Source organism: Streptomyces sp. NBC_01304, from assembly GCF_035975855.1.
Classification (GTDB): Bacteria; Actinomycetota; Actinomycetes; order Streptomycetales; family Streptomycetaceae; genus Streptomyces.
In genome coordinates this window covers 4,759,055-4,774,286 of sequence record NZ_CP109055.1, presented here as the reverse complement: position 1 = coordinate 4,774,286, position 15,232 = coordinate 4,759,055, and the positions used below count along the sequence as shown (strand labels likewise).

The 15,232-nt window shown below is 72.0% G+C and carries 17 protein-coding genes; 15 read left to right on the top strand and 2 right to left on the bottom strand.

Annotated features, from left to right (window positions below; translation table 11 throughout):
* The first annotated feature begins 150 nt into the window (after nucleotides 1-150).
* From OG430_RS20820 to OG430_RS20780, 9 genes are all read left to right on the top strand, one after another.
* The gene (locus OG430_RS20820) at nucleotides 151-414 is read left to right on the top strand and encodes a hypothetical protein (protein WP_327354065.1); all 264 of its coding nucleotides are present in this window, start codon (nucleotides 151-153) and stop codon (nucleotides 412-414) included.
* A gap of 34 nt (nucleotides 415-448) precedes the next feature.
* Nucleotides 449-2,296: a glutamine--fructose-6-phosphate transaminase (isomerizing) gene (glmS, locus tag OG430_RS20815; protein WP_327354064.1), complete on the top strand. Its 1,848-nt coding sequence runs from the start codon at nucleotides 449-451 to the stop codon at nucleotides 2,294-2,296.
* An 81-nt stretch (nucleotides 2,297-2,377) separates the two neighbouring features.
* On the top strand, nucleotides 2,378-2,746 hold the full coding sequence (locus OG430_RS20810) for a holo-ACP synthase (protein ID WP_327354063.1): 369 nt from the start codon (nucleotides 2,378-2,380) through the stop codon (nucleotides 2,744-2,746).
* Nucleotides 2,747-2,882: 136 nt separating this feature from the next.
* Nucleotides 2,883-4,346: an NAD(P)H-hydrate dehydratase gene (locus OG430_RS20805; protein WP_327354062.1), complete on the top strand. Its 1,464-nt coding sequence runs from the start codon at nucleotides 2,883-2,885 to the stop codon at nucleotides 4,344-4,346.
* Nucleotides 4,347-4,575: 229 nt separating this feature from the next.
* Entirely contained in the window at nucleotides 4,576-5,490 is a 915-nt protein-coding gene (locus OG430_RS20800; RefSeq protein WP_327354061.1) for a L,D-transpeptidase, read from the top strand.
* Nucleotides 5,491-5,534: 44 nt separating this feature from the next.
* Nucleotides 5,535-6,683 carry an alanine racemase gene (gene alr, locus OG430_RS20795; RefSeq protein ID WP_327354060.1) on the top strand — a complete coding sequence of 383 codons (1,149 nt, stop codon included), beginning with the start codon at nucleotides 5,535-5,537 and terminating at the stop codon, nucleotides 6,681-6,683.
* Between the two features lie 88 nt (nucleotides 6,684-6,771).
* A complete protein-coding gene (locus OG430_RS20790; protein WP_327354059.1) occupies nucleotides 6,772-7,986 on the top strand; it encodes an alpha/beta fold hydrolase in 1,215 nt (404 codons plus the stop codon).
* Nucleotides 7,955-8,482, top strand: a complete 528-nt coding sequence (gene tsaE, locus OG430_RS20785) for a tRNA (adenosine(37)-N6)-threonylcarbamoyltransferase complex ATPase subunit type 1 TsaE (RefSeq protein ID WP_327354058.1) — start codon at nucleotides 7,955-7,957, stop codon at nucleotides 8,480-8,482. Before OG430_RS20790 ends, tsaE begins: the two co-directional genes overlap by 32 nt.
* Nucleotides 8,483-8,691: 209 nt before the next feature.
* Entirely contained in the window at nucleotides 8,692-8,853 is a 162-nt protein-coding gene (locus OG430_RS20780; RefSeq protein WP_327354057.1) for a hypothetical protein, read from the top strand.
* Nucleotides 8,854-8,911: 58 nt separating this feature from the next.
* On the opposite strand, the gene OG430_RS20775 is transcribed toward OG430_RS20780, so the two are convergent.
* Nucleotides 8,912-9,463, bottom strand: a complete 552-nt coding sequence (locus tag OG430_RS20775) for a hypothetical protein (protein WP_327354056.1) — start codon at nucleotides 9,461-9,463, stop codon at nucleotides 8,912-8,914.
* Between the two features lie 162 nt (nucleotides 9,464-9,625).
* Here OG430_RS20775 and tsaB point away from each other — a divergent pair, with 162 nt between their 5' ends.
* Genes tsaB through OG430_RS20755 form a run of 4 tightly spaced genes read left to right on the top strand, consistent with a single transcriptional unit; the run spans nucleotide 9,626 to nucleotide 12,172 of the window.
* A complete protein-coding gene (tsaB, locus tag OG430_RS20770; protein WP_327354055.1) occupies nucleotides 9,626-10,279 on the top strand; it encodes a tRNA (adenosine(37)-N6)-threonylcarbamoyltransferase complex dimerization subunit type 1 TsaB in 654 nt (217 codons plus the stop codon).
* A gap of 17 nt (nucleotides 10,280-10,296) precedes the next feature.
* Entirely contained in the window at nucleotides 10,297-10,803 is a 507-nt protein-coding gene (gene rimI / locus OG430_RS20765) for a ribosomal protein S18-alanine N-acetyltransferase (protein ID WP_327359173.1), read from the top strand.
* The gene (tsaD, locus tag OG430_RS20760) at nucleotides 10,803-11,918 is read left to right on the top strand and encodes a tRNA (adenosine(37)-N6)-threonylcarbamoyltransferase complex transferase subunit TsaD (RefSeq protein ID WP_327354054.1); all 1,116 of its coding nucleotides are present in this window, start codon (nucleotides 10,803-10,805) and stop codon (nucleotides 11,916-11,918) included. Before rimI ends, tsaD begins: the two co-directional genes overlap by 1 nt.
* Nucleotides 11,915-12,172: a hypothetical protein gene (locus OG430_RS20755; protein ID WP_327354053.1), complete on the top strand. Its 258-nt coding sequence runs from the start codon at nucleotides 11,915-11,917 to the stop codon at nucleotides 12,170-12,172. Before tsaD ends, OG430_RS20755 begins: the two co-directional genes overlap by 4 nt.
* 42 nt (nucleotides 12,173-12,214) lie before the next feature.
* On the opposite strand, the gene OG430_RS20750 is transcribed toward OG430_RS20755, so the two are convergent.
* The gene (locus OG430_RS20750; protein ID WP_327354052.1) at nucleotides 12,215-13,240 is read right to left on the bottom strand and encodes a hypothetical protein; all 1,026 of its coding nucleotides are present in this window, start codon (nucleotides 13,238-13,240) and stop codon (nucleotides 12,215-12,217) included.
* 214 nt (nucleotides 13,241-13,454) lie between these two features.
* Between OG430_RS20750 and OG430_RS20745 the strand changes: the two genes are divergently transcribed.
* Together OG430_RS20745 and OG430_RS20740 are read left to right on the top strand one after the other, a co-directional pair.
* On the top strand, nucleotides 13,455-13,814 hold the full coding sequence (locus tag OG430_RS20745; protein WP_327354051.1) for a YciI family protein: 360 nt from the start codon (nucleotides 13,455-13,457) through the stop codon (nucleotides 13,812-13,814).
* Between the two features lie 115 nt (nucleotides 13,815-13,929).
* Nucleotides 13,930-15,171 (top strand): RNA polymerase sigma factor, encoded by a 1,242-nt coding sequence (locus OG430_RS20740; RefSeq protein ID WP_442816727.1) that lies wholly within the window; start codon nucleotides 13,930-13,932, stop codon nucleotides 15,169-15,171.
* Nucleotides 15,172-15,232 lie beyond the last annotated feature (61 nt).

The window sequence follows — 15,232 nt, the reverse complement described above, 5'->3', positions numbered from 1 at the left end:
TCACGCGGGGGAGTGCGTTTCAGCCCGAGGGGTGGGTTCGGCGCCGGCGCGAGGAGTGGGTTCCGCGTGAGGTCTAGACCTGATCTAGGTACGCGGATAGCGTCCCCGCACCGGGCCGAGCCGCGTGCCCCGGGGCCAAAGGGGGCCGCCATGTCCGTACGCCGTCGTGTCTTCGGACGCCGCAGAGCTGGTGCGGGATCCGGTGGGGGATCCGGTGCGGGCGAGCGGGAATCGGCCGAGTTCGCGCAGCGCGTGTGCAGTGAGCTGGCGCTCGATCTGCCCGACGAGGACGTGGCCGAGGACCTCGACGACTGCCTCGACATGTACGAGATGGGCAGCAAGCCGCGGTGCGAGGAAGTGGAGTACCTGCGGCTGGTATCGGACGCGAGGGACCGGATCGCGCACGGCGGTTGAGGGCAGGCGCGGACCCGAGCCGTAGGCTGCGGCCATGTGTGGAATCGTCGGATACGTCGGCTCGCAGTCCGCGCTCGATGTCGTACTCGCCGGTCTGAAGCGGCTCGAGTACCGGGGCTATGACTCGGCGGGCGTCGCGGTGCCCGCCGACGGTGGACTGGCCACCGCGAAGAAGGCCGGGAAGCTGGTCAACTTGGAGAAGGCCCTCCTGGACCGGCCGCTGCCCGCCGGCTCGACCGGCATCGGGCATACCCGGTGGGCCACGCACGGGGCGCCCACGGACGCCAACGCGCACCCCCACATCGACAACGCGGGCCGCGTCGCCGTCGTACACAACGGGATCATCGAGAACTTCGCCGCCCTGCGCGCCGAGCTGGCGGAACGCGGACACCGGTTCACCTCCGAGACCGACACCGAGGTCGTCGCCCATCTCCTGGCCGAGGAGTTCTCCGGGTGCGCCGACCTCGCCGAGGCCATGCGGCTCGTGTGCCGGCGGCTCGACGGGGCGTTCACGCTGGTCGCGGTGCATGCCGATGCGCCGGACGTCGTCGTGGGCGCGCGCCGGAACTCGCCGCTCGTGGTGGGCGTCGGGGAGGGCGAGGCCTTCCTCGCCTCGGACGTCGCCGCGTTCATCGCGCATACCCGCACCGCCATCGAGCTCGGCCAGGACCAGGTCGTCGAGCTGCGCAGGGACGGGGTGCGCGTGACGGACTTCGCGGGCGCACCCGCCGACGTACGCACGTATCACGTGGACTGGGACGTGTCCGCCGCCGAGAAGGGCGGCTACGACTACTTCATGCTGAAGGAGATCGCCGAGCAGCCGAAGGCCGTCGCAGACACCTTGCTGGGGCGGATCGATGCCGCCGGGTCGCTGACGCTCGACGAGGTGCGGATCCCGGATTCCGTGCTGCGCGAGGTCGACAAGGTCGTGATCGTGGCCTGCGGGACCGCCTTCCACGCCGGGCTCATCGCCAAGTACGCCATCGAGCACTGGACGCGGATGCCGTGCGAGGTCGAGCTGGCCAGTGAATTCCGGTACCGGGACCCGATCCTGGATCCCCGTACGCTCGTCGTCGCGATCTCCCAGTCCGGCGAGACCATGGACACGCTGATGGCGCTGCGGCACGCCCGCGAGCAGGGGTCCAAGGTGCTCGCCATCTGCAACACGAACGGCTCGACGATTCCCCGGGAATCGGATGCGGTGCTGTACACGCACGCCGGACCCGAGGTCGCGGTCGCCTCGACGAAGGCCTTCCTGACGCAGCTCGTCGCCTGCTATCTGGTCGCGCTGTACCTGGGGCAGGTCCGCGGCACCAAGTGGGGCGACGAGATCCACGCGGTCATCCGCGAGCTGTCCGAGATCGCGGGGGAGGTGGAGGAGGTGCTCGCCACCATGGAGCCCGTACGGGAGTTGGCGCGCTCCCTCGCCGACAAGAACACCGTGCTCTTCCTCGGGCGGCACGTGGGCTATCCCGTCGCGCTCGAAGGGGCCCTGAAGCTCAAGGAGTTGGCGTACATGCACGCCGAGGGCTTCGCCGCCGGGGAGCTCAAGCATGGGCCGATCGCGCTCATCGAGCCGGATCTGCCGGTGGTGGTGATCGTGCCGTCGCCGCGCGGGCGGTCCGTGCTGCACGACAAGATCGTGTCCAATATCCAGGAGATCAGGGCGCGCGGGGCGCGGACGATCGTGATCGCGGAGGAGGGGGACGAGACGGTGGTGCCGTACGCGGATCACTTGATTCGGATCCCTGTGACGCCGACCCTGCTGCAGCCGCTGGTCGCGACCGTGCCGCTGCAGGTGTTCGCCTGTGAGCTGGCCACGGCTCGGGGCAATGAAGTGGATCAGCCGCGGAATCTGGCGAAGTCCGTGACTGTGGAGTGAGTTCGTGTACGCGGGTGTGTGCGTGGGTGAGTGTGAGTTCGTGTACGTGAGTGAGTTCGCGGTGAGTTGTGGAGTGAGTACGTGATCATCGGGGTTGGGATCGACGTCGCCGAGGTGGACCGGTTCCGGGCCTCGCTGGAGCGGACGCCGGGGATGGCCAAGCGGCTCTTCGTGGCGCAGGAGTTGCTGCTGCCGAGCGGGGAGCGGCGGGGGATCGCGTCCCTGGCGGCCCGGTTCGCGGCGAAGGAGGCCCTCGCGAAGGCGCTCGGCGCGCCTGCCGGGCTGCTGTGGACGGACGCCGAGGTGTACGTCGAGGAGAGCGGGCAGCCGCGGCTCCGGGTGCAGGGGTCGGTGGCGGAGCGGGCGGCGCAGCTCGGGGTGAAGAGCTGGCATGTGTCGCTCAGCCATGATGCGGGGATCGCGTCCGCCGTGGTGATCGCCGAAGGGTGAGGCCTTCGAGGGGTGACGTCGCCGAGGGATGACGCCGCTGAGTGGTGAGGTCTTCGAGGGGTGGCGTCGCTGAGTGGTGAGGTCGCTGAGCGGTGAGGTGCTGCCCCGGGCGGCCGTTGGCGGCAGACTCGGGGGCATGCGTACTGCTTACAGCGTGGAGACCGTACGGGCCGCCGAGCGGGAACTCATGGCGAGGCTGCCCGACGGGGCCCTGATGCAGCGGGCCGCGGCCGGGCTTGCCGCCGCCTGTGCCGAGTTGCTCGGGAAGGTGTACGGGGCGCGGGTCGTGCTGCTCGTGGGGAGCGGGGACAACGGAGGTGACGCGCTGTACGCCGGTGCCCGGCTCGCCCGGCGCGGGGCCGGGGTGAGCGCCGTGCTGCTCGCGCCTGCGCGGACGCATGCCGGGGGGCTCGCCGCGTTGCGGGCCGCCGGCGGCGCGGTGGTCGACGGGGTGCAGGACGCGGCGTCCGTCGGGGTCGGCGGGGCTGTTGAGCGGGTTCTCGACCGGGCCGATTTCGTGATCGACGGCATCGTCGGGATCGGGGGCAAGGGCGGGCTGCGGCCCGACGCGGCCCAACTCGCCTGCGCCGCAAGGGAGTCCGGGGCCCCGATCGTCGCCGTCGACCTGCCGAGCGGGGTCGAGGCGGACACCGGCGAGGTGCTCGGGGAAGCCGTGCGGGCCGATGCGACCGTGACCTTCGGGGCGTACAAGCAGGGTCTGCTGATCGATCCGGCCAAGGAGTACGCGGGTGCGGTACGGCTCGTCGACATCGGGCTCTCGCTGCCCGAGGTGCCGGAGCTCGAGGCCCTGCAGTACGCGGATGTCGCGGCCCTGTTGCCCGAGCCGGGCCCCGCCAGCGACAAGTACCGGCGCGGTGTCGTCGGGATCGCGGCGGGCTCGGCCCGCTATCCGGGCGCGGCCGTGCTGGCGGTGGCCGGGGCGTTGCGGGGCGGGGCCGGGGCCGTGCGGTACGTGGGACCCGCGGCCGACGCGGTGATCGCGCGATTCCCGGAGGCCCTGGTCTCGGAGGGGCTGCCGTCCAAGGCCGGGCGGGTTCAGGCGTGGGTGGTGGGGCCCGGGATCGGCGAGGACGCCGGGCGGGTCAGGGACGTGCTCGCGGCGGATGTGCCGGTGCTGCTCGACGCGGACGGGCTGCGGCTGGCCGACCCTGCTGCGTTGCGTGGCCGGTCGGCTCCTACCCTGCTGACGCCGCATGCGGGGGAGGCCGCGGCGTTGCTCGGGGTGTCCCGGGAGGAGGTCGAGGGGGCCCGGCTTGCCGCTGTGCGGCGGCTTGCGCGGGAGCTCCGGGCGACCGTGCTGCTCAAGGGGTCGACCACGTTGGTGGCGGGGCCCGACGGGGGGCCTGTGCGGGTCAACCCGACGGGGACCTCGTGGCTCGCCACCGCGGGGAGTGGGGATGTGCTTGCGGGGCTGGCGGGGGCGTTGCTGTCGGCGGGGCTTTCCTCGCTGGACGCGGGGTCCGTGGCGGCGTATCTGCATGGGTTGGCCGGGCGGCGGGCGGCTGACGGGGCGCCGGTCTCCGCGATGGGGGTGGCGGAGGGGGTTTCGGGGGCTTGGCGGGATGTGGCTGTGCGTTGATCGTGGGCGGGTTTGGCTTTGCTTGGGTTTGGCTTTGCTTGGGTGGGGCTCTGCTGTGGGGTGGGGCGGGGGTTGGGTGAGGTCGCGGGGCTTTGCCCCGGGCCCCCGGATCGGCCTTCGGCCTCTGTCCTCAAACGCCGGACGGGCTGATGAGAGCGCGCGGGCTGAAAGGGCGACCTGGCCGCGTGCCTGACACCCGGCCAGGGGCTTGTGGCGCTTTCCTGATCGCATGATCAGCCACACGATCGGCGCCACCGGACGGCGGGCCCTGTCCGTCCTCCTCGTTCTCGCCGCAGCGCTCCCCGTGACCGTCACCGGCACCGCCTCCGCGAACCCCGGGCCACCCGTCCCCGCCCCGCCCCAGCAGCTGGTCCCCGGCATTCCGCTCACGCCGTACCAGCCCTGGCAGTTGGACACCCCCGACCAGGCGCTGCCGCCCCGCGTGTACGAGCCGAGCGCGGTCGAGGACGCCTTCGAACCGCTCGCGCCGCCGGCCGCGCTGGAGGACGGGCTCATCGAGTACGTGCCGCCGAGCGAGGTCGTGCGCAGTGCTGCCGCCGCGGTGACGTGCAGCAAGCGGACCGGGCCGTATCAGCGGCAGGTCGAGCGCTATCTGAAGCTCCGGGTGGACGGACGGCAGTCGGGCCCGGACTGCCGGGCGATCCGGAAGTTCCAGGCCACCCAGCGCATCCGCCCGAGCATCGGCTTCGCCGGACCGGTGACCTGGTCCCGGATGCGCTACCTCGCCGCGACCAGGAACCCCAACGCCGCCGGCAAGTGCTCGACGCGCGGCTACCGGATCGCCTGTGTCGATCTGGCGCGGCAGCTGATGTGGGTGCAGCAGGGCAAGAAGGTGGTGTTCGGGCCGGTGCCGGTGCGTACCGGCAAGCACGAGACGCCCACGCGCGGCGGCTGGCACCGGGTCTACTGGAGGCACAAGAACCACTTCTCGACCCTCTTCAGCACCCCCATGCCGTACAGCCAGTTCTTCAGCGGCGGCCAGGCCTTCCACGCGATCTACGGCAGCGTCTACAACCCGCCGGGCTCCCCGGGCTGCGTCAACATGCGCTTCTCGGACTCCCGTCGGCTGTGGTCGGTGCTGCGCAAGGGCGACCGGGTGTACGTGTGGGGACGCAGGCCGTAGGTGAGGGAGACCGAGCTGTCATAACCCTCTGAGAGACTGGCCGGATGAACGTCGAGCCCCCCCTGCGCGTCCGCGCGGAGATCGATCTGGCCGCGCTGCGCGCCAATGTGCGAGCTCTGCGTGCCCGGGCGCCGAGGTCCGCATTCATGGCCGTGGTCAAGGCCGACGGGTACGGCCACGGGATGGTGCCCTGCGCCAAGGCCGCGATTCAGGCGGGCGCGACCTGGGTGGGCACCGCGACGCCGCAGGAGGCGCTGGCCCTGCGCGCCGCCGGGATCGGCCTCGACGACGCGCGGGTGCTGTGCTGGCTGTGGACGCCGGGCGGGCCCTGGCGGGCCGCGATCGAGGCGGATGTCGATGTCACGGTCAGTGGCATGTGGGCCTTGCGCGAGGTCGTCGCCGCGGCGAAGTCGGCGGGTCGCCGGGCCCGGGTCCAGCTCAAGATCGACACGGGACTCGGGCGGAACGGCGGGCAGCCCGCCGACTGGCCCGAGCTCGTCGAGCACTGCCTCAAGGCCGAGGCCGAGGGCCTGCTCAAGGTCACCGGCATCTGGTCGCACTTCGCCTGCGCGGACGAGCCCGGTCATCCGTCGATCGCCCCTCAGATCAGCGTTTTCGAGCAGGCTCTGTCGTACGCGGACGAGGCGGGCCTCGCTCCCGAGGTGCGCCACCTCGCCAACTCGCCGGCCACGCTCACCCTGCCGGACACGCACTACGACCTCGTCCGTCCCGGCATCGCGATGTACGGCGTCTCGCCGAGCCCCGAGATCGGCACCCCGGCCGACTTCGGGCTGCGGCCCGTGATGACGCTCGCGGCCTCGCTCGCGCTGGTCAAGCGCGTTCCCGGGGGTCATGGCGTCAGTTACGGGCATCACTACGTCACACCCCGCGACACCACCCTCGGGCTCGTGCCCGTCGGGTACGGCGACGGACTGCCGCGGCATGCCTCCGGGAAGGGTCCCGTGCTGGTCGACGGCAAGGTGCGGACGGCCGCCGGGCGGATCGCGATGGACCAGTTCGTCGTCGACCTGGACGGCGACGAGCCGGCCGCGGGCGCCGAGGCCGTGCTGTTCGGCCCGGGCGAGCGGGGCGAGCCGACCGCCGAGGACTGGGCGCAGGCCGCGGACACGATCGCGTACGAGATCGTGACGCGCATCGGTTCGCGCGTTCCCCGCGTCTATGTGAACGAGTGACGTGAACGAGTGACCCTCGGAGAACGAGTGAGCCTCTGAGAACGAGCGACCATCGAGCAGCCGGGCGAACAGGGCAGGAGAACGGCACGTGAGCGAGACCAGCACAGGGGGCGCGGTCACGGCCGCGGCTGCCAACTGGCGCCGGGCCGGCGTCGCCGGAGCCGCGATAGGCGTGGTCGCCGCGGGCGCGGCGGCCGGCGTCGCGATCGAGCGGCTCACCGTCGGCCGCGGCATGCGCAAGAAGGCCCGGCTCGCCCTGGATTCGGCGGGTCCGTACGGATCGCTGCGCGGCATGCCGGGCAAGGCGCAGGCCGAGGACGGCACGGAGCTTTACTACGAGGTCGACGAGGCGGAGCCCTCCAGTGCGGTCGGGCCCAAGCGGCGGCGCCTCTTCGGGCGCAAGGCCCCGGCCCCGGTCACGGTCGTCTTCAGCCACGGCTACTGCCTCAGCCAGGACTCCTGGCACTTCCAGCGGGCCGCCCTGCGCGGCGTCGTGCGCACCGTCTACTGGGACCAGCGCAGCCACGGCCGCTCCGACCGGGGCAGGGCCCAGCTCGCGGACGGCGTGCCGGTCTCCATCGACCAGCTCGGCCGGGACCTCAAGGCCGTCATCGACGCGGCGGCCCCCGAGGGCCCGCTGGTCCTGGTCGGCCACTCCATGGGCGGCATGACGGTGATGGCGCTCGCCGACCAGTTCCCCGAACTGATCCGCGAGCGCGTCGTCGGCGTCGCCCTCGTCGGTACGTCCTCGGGGAAGCTCGGCGAGGTCAACTACGGCCTGCCCGTCGCCGGGATGAACGCCGTGCGGCGCGTACTGCCCGGCGTGCTGAAGGCGCTCGGCTCGCGGGCCGAGCTGGTGGAACGCGGGCGGCGGGCCACGGCCGACCTGTTCGCGGGGATCATCAAGCGCTACTCGTTCGCGTCGAGGGACGTGGACCCGGCGATCGCACGGTTCGCCGAGCGGTTGATCGAGGGCACGCCCATCGACGTGGTCGCGGAGTTCTACCCGGCCTTCGCCGAGCACGACAAGGCCGAGGCGTTGGCGCACTTCGCCGGGCTGCCCGTGCTCGTGCTCGCGGGGGACCAGGACATGGTGACGCCCAGCGACCACAGCGAGGCCATCGCGGACCACTTGCCCGACGCGGAGCTGGTCATCGTCCCGGACGCCGGGCACCTGGTGATGCTGGAGCACCCGGAGGCCGTCATGGACCGCCTCGCGGACCTCCTCGCGCGTGCGGGCGCGGTGCCGGTAGCGGCTAACGTGGGTGCTCATGGAAGCACCGCACAGCCCGGCAACCGCTGACGCCGCTGCCGAAGTCACCGTCCGCCTCACCGTCAACTCCCCCGAGGAGATGCGCGAGTTGGGGCTCTCTCTGGCCAAACTCCTGCGCCCCGGCGACCTGGTGATGCTCACCGGCGAGCTCGGCGCGGGCAAGACGACGCTGACCCGGGGGCTCGGCGCGGGCCTCGGCGTACGCGGCGCCGTCACCTCGCCGACGTTCGTCATCGCCCGGGTCCACCCCTCGCTCGTCGACGGTCCGCCGCTGGTCCACGTGGACGCGTACCGCCTGGGCGGCGGGCTCGACGAGATGGAGGACCTGGACCTCGATGTCTCGCTGCCCGATTCGGTGATCGTCGTGGAGTGGGGCGACGGCAAGGTCGAGGAGCTCTCGGACGACCGGCTGCACGTGCTGATCGAGCGGGCCACCGGGGATACCGATGACGACGTACGTCAGGTGTCGCTGGTCGGGATCGGGGAGCGCTGGGCCGCGGCCGGGCTTGCGGGGCTCGGTTCGTAGCTCGGGTTCGTGGTTCGGGGCTCGGGTCGGCAGGAGTGCGTAGCTCGGGTCGGCTCGGATTCGTGGCTTCGCGTTCGTAGCTTCGCCCCATGTTCCGACAGGGCGTCGGTAAAATATTGCGTGCCCGGTGCCGGGCGTGTTCCCATGGGTACCGGAGCCTGGTTAGGTCTACCTAACTACGCATGTACGCGGAGCCCCCGGGAGGCACCATGTCGGCGCCCGAACGCGACCCCAAGCCCCCTGCCCTGTCCATGAGCGAGCTGCTTGCGTCGTGTTCGGCGGCGAGCGCGGTGTCGACTCCGCCCCGGCCGCCGGAGCGGCTGACGGAACCTCCGGCGGAGGACGAGGACGGGCGACGCGACGCCGCGTAGACGCTGGGGTCGTCCACCGGCCGTGCGGCAACGCTGGGGCCGTCCACCACCGTGCGGCCTACGGAAGGACGACGATCTTCCTGCCGACCGTCGCGAACTCCCACATCGCGTCGCCGTCGGGCCGGCTCGACCGGATGCCGCCCGTCTTGCGGTCCGGGTCGGGCTCCGGCGTGGAGCCGTCCACCGCCGCGCTGAACCCGATCGCGACGCTGTCGACGCTGGTGAAGCGCACCACGTGCTCGATCCGCACCCCGTCGGACCCGACGATCGCCGGACCGGACCGCGAGCCGACCTTGTAGGTGCCCGGCAGCGGATCGACCGTGCTCGGCGTGACCTTGTAGGTGCGCTGCGCCTTGCCGTTCTCGCCGACCAGCCAGACCCGGTCCGAGCTCAGCTCGTAGACGACCCGCTCGCCCTGGCCGGATTTCGCGGGCAGCGCCGTCGGGTCGGCCTTCTCCTTCGGGGAGCGCGGGGTGGTCGCCGTGTCGTCCTTGCCGGGCTTGGCCAGCGAGTCCGGGGCGTGCGCCTGCGCCTGGTAGGCGAGGAAGCAGACACCGGCGAGGGCCGCTGCCGTGAGCCCGGCCACGAATCCCGAGCTGCTGCGTGCCACCGTCTCGCCCTCCGTAGTTCCGCAAGTCTGCGCAAGTCAGTTCGCACATCGGGTCGCAAGACATCGTATGTACGACTGTGTGCCTCTCAGGGCGACGGTAGCAGCAGGTGTACGAGTGGCCTGGGCGCCGTGCGCGGCCCGCCCACGCCGTAGGCTGTTTGCGTGCTCTTGCTCGCTCTTGATACCGCCACCCCCGCCGTCACCGTCGCCCTGCACGACGGCGAGACCGTCGTCGCCGAGTCGAGTCAGGTGGACGCCAGACGCCACGGGGAGCTCCTCCTGCCGACCGTCGACCGGGTGCTCGCCGAGGCGGGCCGGAAGATCGACGCCGTCACCGCGGTCGTGACGGGCGTGGGCCCCGGCCCCTACACCGGTCTGCGCGTCGGTCTGATGACGGCCGAGACCTTCGGCTCCGCGCTCGGCATCCCGGTGTACGGCCTGTGCACGCTCGACGCCCTGGCGTACGCCGCCGACGTCGACGGCCCCTTCGTCGTGGCGACGGACGCCCGGCGCAAGGAGGTCTATTGGGCCCGTTACGACGGGCCGAGATCCCGTTCGAGCGAGCCCGCCGTGGACCGGCCCGCCGAGATCGCCGACGTGGTGGCGGGGCTGCCGGCCGTCGGCGCCGGGGCGCTGCTCTATCCCGATACGTTCCCGGACCCGCGCGGGCCCGAGCACGTGTCGGCCGCCGCCCTCGCCTCGCTCACCGTCGAGAAGCTGGCGGCGGGCGAGGAACTGCCCGCGCCGCGGCCGCTCTATCTGCGCCGCCCGGACGCGCAGGTGCCCAAGAACTACAAGGTGGTCACCCCCAAGTGACCCCTGTACTGCGAGAGATGCGCTGGTGGGACATCGAGCCGGTGCTCGCGCTCGAACGCGAGGTGTTCCCCGAGGACGCCTGGTCCCGGGGCATGTTCTGGTCCGAACTCGCCCACTCCCGGGGCCCGTTGGCGAGCCGCCGCTTCATCGTGGCGCTCGACCCGGAAGCGGGCGACCGCGTGGTGGGCTACGCCGGCCTGGCCGCCGCCGGGGGACTCGGTGACGTACAGACCATCGCCGTGGCCCATGACCACTGGGGCACCGGCCTCGGCTCCGAACTCCTCACCGACCTGCTCAAGCACGCCACCGCCTTCGAGTGTGGCGAGGTCCTGCTCGAGGTCCGCGTGGACAACACCCGTGCCCAGAAGCTCTACGAGCGTTTCGGCTTCGATCCGATCGGTTTCCGGCGCGGCTACTACCAGCCGGGCAACATCGACGCCCTCGTGATGCGACTCGTCCTCGACCCGAGCGTTGTGACGGACTCGGCGGCGGACTCAGGACTCGTACAAGGAAATGACAACTGATGGCTGACGAACCCCTGGTGCTCGGCATCGAGACCTCCTGCGACGAGACCGGTGTCGGCATCGTGCGCGGCACCACCCTGCTCGCGGACGCGATCGCCTCGTCCGTCGACGAGCACGCCCGCTTCGGCGGCGTGGTGCCCGAGGTCGCCTCGCGCGCGCACCTCGAAGCGATGGTGCCGACCATCGAGCGGGCCCTGAAGGAAGCGGGCGTCAGCCCCAAGGACCTGGACGGCATCTCGGTGACCGCCGGGCCCGGCCTCGCGGGCGCGCTGCTCGTCGGCGTCTCCGCCGCGAAGGCGTACGCGTACGCGCTCGGCAAGCCGCTCTACGGCGTGAACCACCTCGCCTCGCACATCTGCGTCGACCAGCTGGAGCACGGGCCGCTGCCCGAGCCGACGATGGCGCTCCTGGTCTCCGGCGGTCACTCGTCGCTGCTGCTCTCGTCCGACATCACTTCCGATGTACGTCCCATGGGCGCGACCATCGACGACGCGGCGGGCGAGGCCTTCGACAAGATCGCTCGGGTGCTCAACCTCGGCTTCCCGGGCGGCCCGGTCATCGACCGGTACGCGAAGGAGGGCGACCCGAACGCGATCAGCTTCCCGCGCGGGCTCACCGGGCCGCGCGACCCCGCGTACGACTTCTCCTTCTCCGGTCTGAAGACGGCGGTCGCCCGCTGGATCGAGGCCAAGCGCAATGCGGGTGAGGACGTTCCGGTACGTGATGTGTCGGCGTCCTTCCAGGAGGCGGTCGTCGACGTGCTCACCCGCAAGGCCGTGCGGGCCTGCAAGGACGAAGGCGTCGACCACCTCATGATCGGCGGTGGCGTCGCGGCCAACTCGCGGCTGAGGGCGCTGGCGGCCGAGCGGTGCGAGAAGGCCGGGATCCAGCTGCGGGTGCCGCGTCCCAAGCTCTGCACGGACAACGGCGCGATGGTCGCGGCCCTCGGCGCGGAGATGGTGGCGCGGAACCGGGCCGCCTCGGACTGGGACCTGTCGGCGGACTCGTCCTTGCCGGTGACCGACCCGCATGTGCCCGGGAGCTCCCACGCCCACGCGCACTCGCACTCGCACGATCATGTGCACGAGGTGGCGAAGGACAACCTGTACTCATGACCGTCGCGCTGATGTGGGAGGCCCGCGCCGTCGAGGGGCGGGGCGCCGAGCTGCTGGCCTGGGCGCGGGGGCGGGAGGTGGGCGGCGAGCCGCTGCGGCGTGAGGTCTTCCGGGCGCCGGGGGACCGGGTCCTCGTGATCACCTGGTGGGACGCCGCCTTCGACGCCGAGCTGCCCGAACTGCCGGAGCCCGCAGGGGAGTTGGTGACCCGGGCGGTGCACCGGTGGCGGTTCGAGTCGCTGGGTGAGGATTGAGGGCTGAGGACCGAGGGGCGCCGAGGTTTTTCCGGCGGGCCCCTACTCCTCGCGGGCCGGCACCAGGACCGCCAGGGCCGCCAGCGCGAGCAGGGTCGTCAGGAACGTGGACAGCACCGACAGCGTGCTGAGCGTCGAGTCGAAGTACAGGTCGAAGCGGTCCTGCGCGAAGTAGCCGTAGCTGGTGCGCGCGTCCACGTACAGCGTGATCGCGGACAGCGCGAGCCCCGCGCCGCGCGCCGCCGGTGCTCCCCTGAACAGGGCGATCCCGATCAGCACGGGGGCCAGCGCGAAGGCCAGCGTGTAGTAGGAGTTCGGGATCGTCGTCGCGTACGAGGCGTCGAACGCGTCCCGGAAGAAGCCCGGTACCCCGGCGTCCGGATGGCCGGGCACGAGATAGCCGTTGTCCTGCGCCAGCGCGTGGACGAGCCAGCCGAGCAGTACCGCGCCGATCGCCAGGAAGCAGCTGCCGGCCACCGCCGAGCGCGGGCGGACCCGCGAGCCCGGCAACCGGGGCGGGCCGAAGCCGGGTGCGCCGGCCGCCCCGAGCGGGACCAGGCTGAGGTGCCGGGGCGCGCTGCGTCGTCCGGCACGGGCCATCTCGACCAGGGCGGCCACGCCCACGACCAGGCCCGCCACCCGGAAGGCGACGAGGAGCCGGCCGTAACCGATGTTCTCCAGGACCTGCCGGTACTCCGGGGAGAGAGCGAGCCCCACCAGCTCGCGCAGCGAGAGCCCGATCAGCAGCACCGCGAGCAGCATCAGCGCCCCGCGTGCCACCTGCCGCCGCGCCAGCGCGAGGCCGCCGAACACGAGCGCGGCCGCGATCAGGGCCCAGTCCGACGCGGTCTGCGCCCAGGGGGTGACCTCGGTGCGCGGGTCGTAGAGCGCCTTGAAGAAGCTGCCGGAGACGGCGCCGGACTCGCTCAGCTCGTACCCGATCCAGCACGCGGCCGAGATCGCGTACAGCACGACGGCCGCGCCGACGCGGAGATATGCGGCGTCGGATCGCGCCCGTGGGCGGGTCGGGACCGCCCTTCCGATGCCCCGATCGCCTTGGTTCAGCATGACCATCCGTGCCCCCGTGTCCGCTGTTTCCTCGTCGTTTGCAGGGACATGCCATGGCCTGATTTCAGTTCCCCGGAAAAAATCTCGAAGAACTTCGGCGGTGGTGTCGATCCGGGCGTCTCCCGTTCGACGCAAGGGTGAGAGGCAGGGGAGAGACCCCCGCCGGGCAGGGCGAAGTCCCCGCCGCCACACCTGAGGAATCTGAGGAGTCACCATGCCGCGCTTTCTGACCATGATCCGGATCAGCGAGAAGGACGCCCCCGCCGAGGGCCCGAGCCCCGAGCTGATCGAGCGCATGGGCACCCTGCTCGAGGAGATCACCAAGGCCGGGGTCATGCTCGACACCGCCGGGCTCAAGCCGACCGCCGAGGGCACCCGGGTGACCTGGTCCGGTGGCGAACTGTCCGTCACCGACGGGCCGTTCACCGAGTCCAAGGAGGTCATCGGCGGTTACTCGCTCACGCAGTGCAAGGACAAGGCCGAGGCGGTCGAGTGGACCAAGCGCTTCCTGCAGACCCACGAGGCGTACTGGAACATCACGGCCGAGGTCCGCGAGATCGAAGAGATGGGCTGAGCCGGCCCGCTCGCGTACGCGTACGTGGATGCGGGTGCTTTGATGGGTGGCCGTGACGGATGAACGTGACGACACCCGCTCGGAGCCGGACGCCCCGGCGTCCGCGAAGGACGCCATCGAGGCGGTCTTCCGGATCGAGGCGCCCCGCATCATCGCCGGCGTCGCCCGCGTGGTCCGCGACGTCGGCATAGCGGAGGAGATCGCGCAGGACGCGCTGGTCGCCGCCCTGGAACAGTGGCCGGAGTCGGGTGTCCCGGACAAGCCGGGCGCCTGGCTCATGGCCACGGCCAAGCACCGTGCGATCGATCTCGTACGTCGCCGGGAGCGCTATGCCGCCAAGCTGGCGGAGGTGGGCCGCACCCTGGAGACCTCCGCGCCGCCGCCCGAGCCCGCGGACCCCGACGACATCGACGACGACCTGCTGCGGCTCGTCTTCACGGCCTGCCACCCGGTGCTCTCCGCCGAGGCCCGGATCGCCCTCACCCTCAAGCTGCTCGGCGGCCTGACCACGCCCGAGATCGCCCGCGCCTTCCTGGCCCCGGAGCCGACGGTCGCCCAGCGCATCGTGCGGGCCAAGCGCGCCCTGGCCAAGGAGGGCGTGGCCTTCGAGGTGCCGTACGGGCCGGAGCGGGGCGCCCGCCTCGGATCGGTCCTCGAAGTCATCTACCTGATCTTCAACGAGGGGTACGCGGCCACCGCGGGCGACGACCTGCTGCGGCCCGCGCTGTGCGAGGACGCGCTGCGCCTCGCCCGGGTGCTCGCCGGGCTGATGCCGGGCGAGCCCGAAGTGCACGGCCTGGCGGCGCTGTTGGAGCTGCAGGCGTCCCGTTCGGTTGCCCGTGTCGGCCCGTCCGGGGAGCCGGTCCTGCTCAAGGACCAGAACCGGACGCGCTGGAACCGGCTCCTGATCCGCCGCGGCTTCGACGCCCTGATGGCCGCCGAGGCCGCGCTGCGCGGGAGCGCCCCGGGGCCGTATCTGCTGCAGGCCGCGATCGCCGGGTGTCATGCGCGGGCGTTCGCGTACGAGGACACCGACTGGCACCGGATCGCGGCCCTCTACGACCTGCTCGCGGCCCGCGCCCCGTCCCCGGTGGTCGAGTTGAACCGGGCGGTCGCGGTCTCGATGGCGTACGGGCCCGAGCCGGCCCTCGCCCTGGTCGACGCGCTGGCCGCCGAACCGGCCCTGAAGGACTACCACTTGCTGCCCAGCGTGCGCGGCGATCTCCTGGCGAGGCTGGGGCGGCCCGACGAGGCGCGGGCGGAGTTCGAGCGGGCGGCGGGGCTTGCGCGCAATGAGCGGGAGCGGGAGTTGCTGTTGGGGCGGGCCCGCGACGGCGAGGGGGCCGGGCGGGGGTGAGGGGGTGGGCGCCCGGGGTGGTTGAGGTCCGACGGCCCGTCCGGATCGGGACGTTCTGCCC

What these genes read in the sequence shown, in the direction of transcription:
- rimI (WP_327359173.1), top strand. Translation starts at nt 10,297, where the DNA reads ATGCGCTGGTGGGACATCGAGCCGGTGCTCGCGCTCGAACGCGAGGTG.
- glmS (WP_327354064.1), top strand. Translation starts at nt 449, where the DNA reads ATGTGTGGAATCGTCGGATACGTCGGCTCGCAGTCCGCGCTCGATGTC.
- OG430_RS20750 (WP_327354052.1), bottom strand. Translation starts at nt 13,240, where the DNA reads ATGCTGAACCAAGGCGATCGGGGCATCGGAAGGGCGGTCCCGACCCGC.
- OG430_RS20780 (WP_327354057.1), top strand. Translation starts at nt 8,692, where the DNA reads ATGTCGGCGCCCGAACGCGACCCCAAGCCCCCTGCCCTGTCCATGAGC.
- OG430_RS20755 (WP_327354053.1), top strand. Translation starts at nt 11,915, where the DNA reads ATGACCGTCGCGCTGATGTGGGAGGCCCGCGCCGTCGAGGGGCGGGGC.
- alr (WP_327354060.1), top strand. Translation starts at nt 5,535, where the DNA reads ATGAACGTCGAGCCCCCCCTGCGCGTCCGCGCGGAGATCGATCTGGCC.
- tsaD (WP_327354054.1), top strand. Translation starts at nt 10,803, where the DNA reads ATGGCTGACGAACCCCTGGTGCTCGGCATCGAGACCTCCTGCGACGAG.
- OG430_RS20805 (WP_327354062.1), top strand. Translation starts at nt 2,883, where the DNA reads ATGCGTACTGCTTACAGCGTGGAGACCGTACGGGCCGCCGAGCGGGAA.
- OG430_RS20800 (WP_327354061.1), top strand. Translation starts at nt 4,576, where the DNA reads ATGATCAGCCACACGATCGGCGCCACCGGACGGCGGGCCCTGTCCGTC.
- OG430_RS20820 (WP_327354065.1), top strand. Translation starts at nt 151, where the DNA reads ATGTCCGTACGCCGTCGTGTCTTCGGACGCCGCAGAGCTGGTGCGGGA.
- OG430_RS20745 (WP_327354051.1), top strand. Translation starts at nt 13,455, where the DNA reads ATGCCGCGCTTTCTGACCATGATCCGGATCAGCGAGAAGGACGCCCCC.
- tsaE (WP_327354058.1), top strand. Translation starts at nt 7,955, where the DNA reads ATGGAAGCACCGCACAGCCCGGCAACCGCTGACGCCGCTGCCGAAGTC.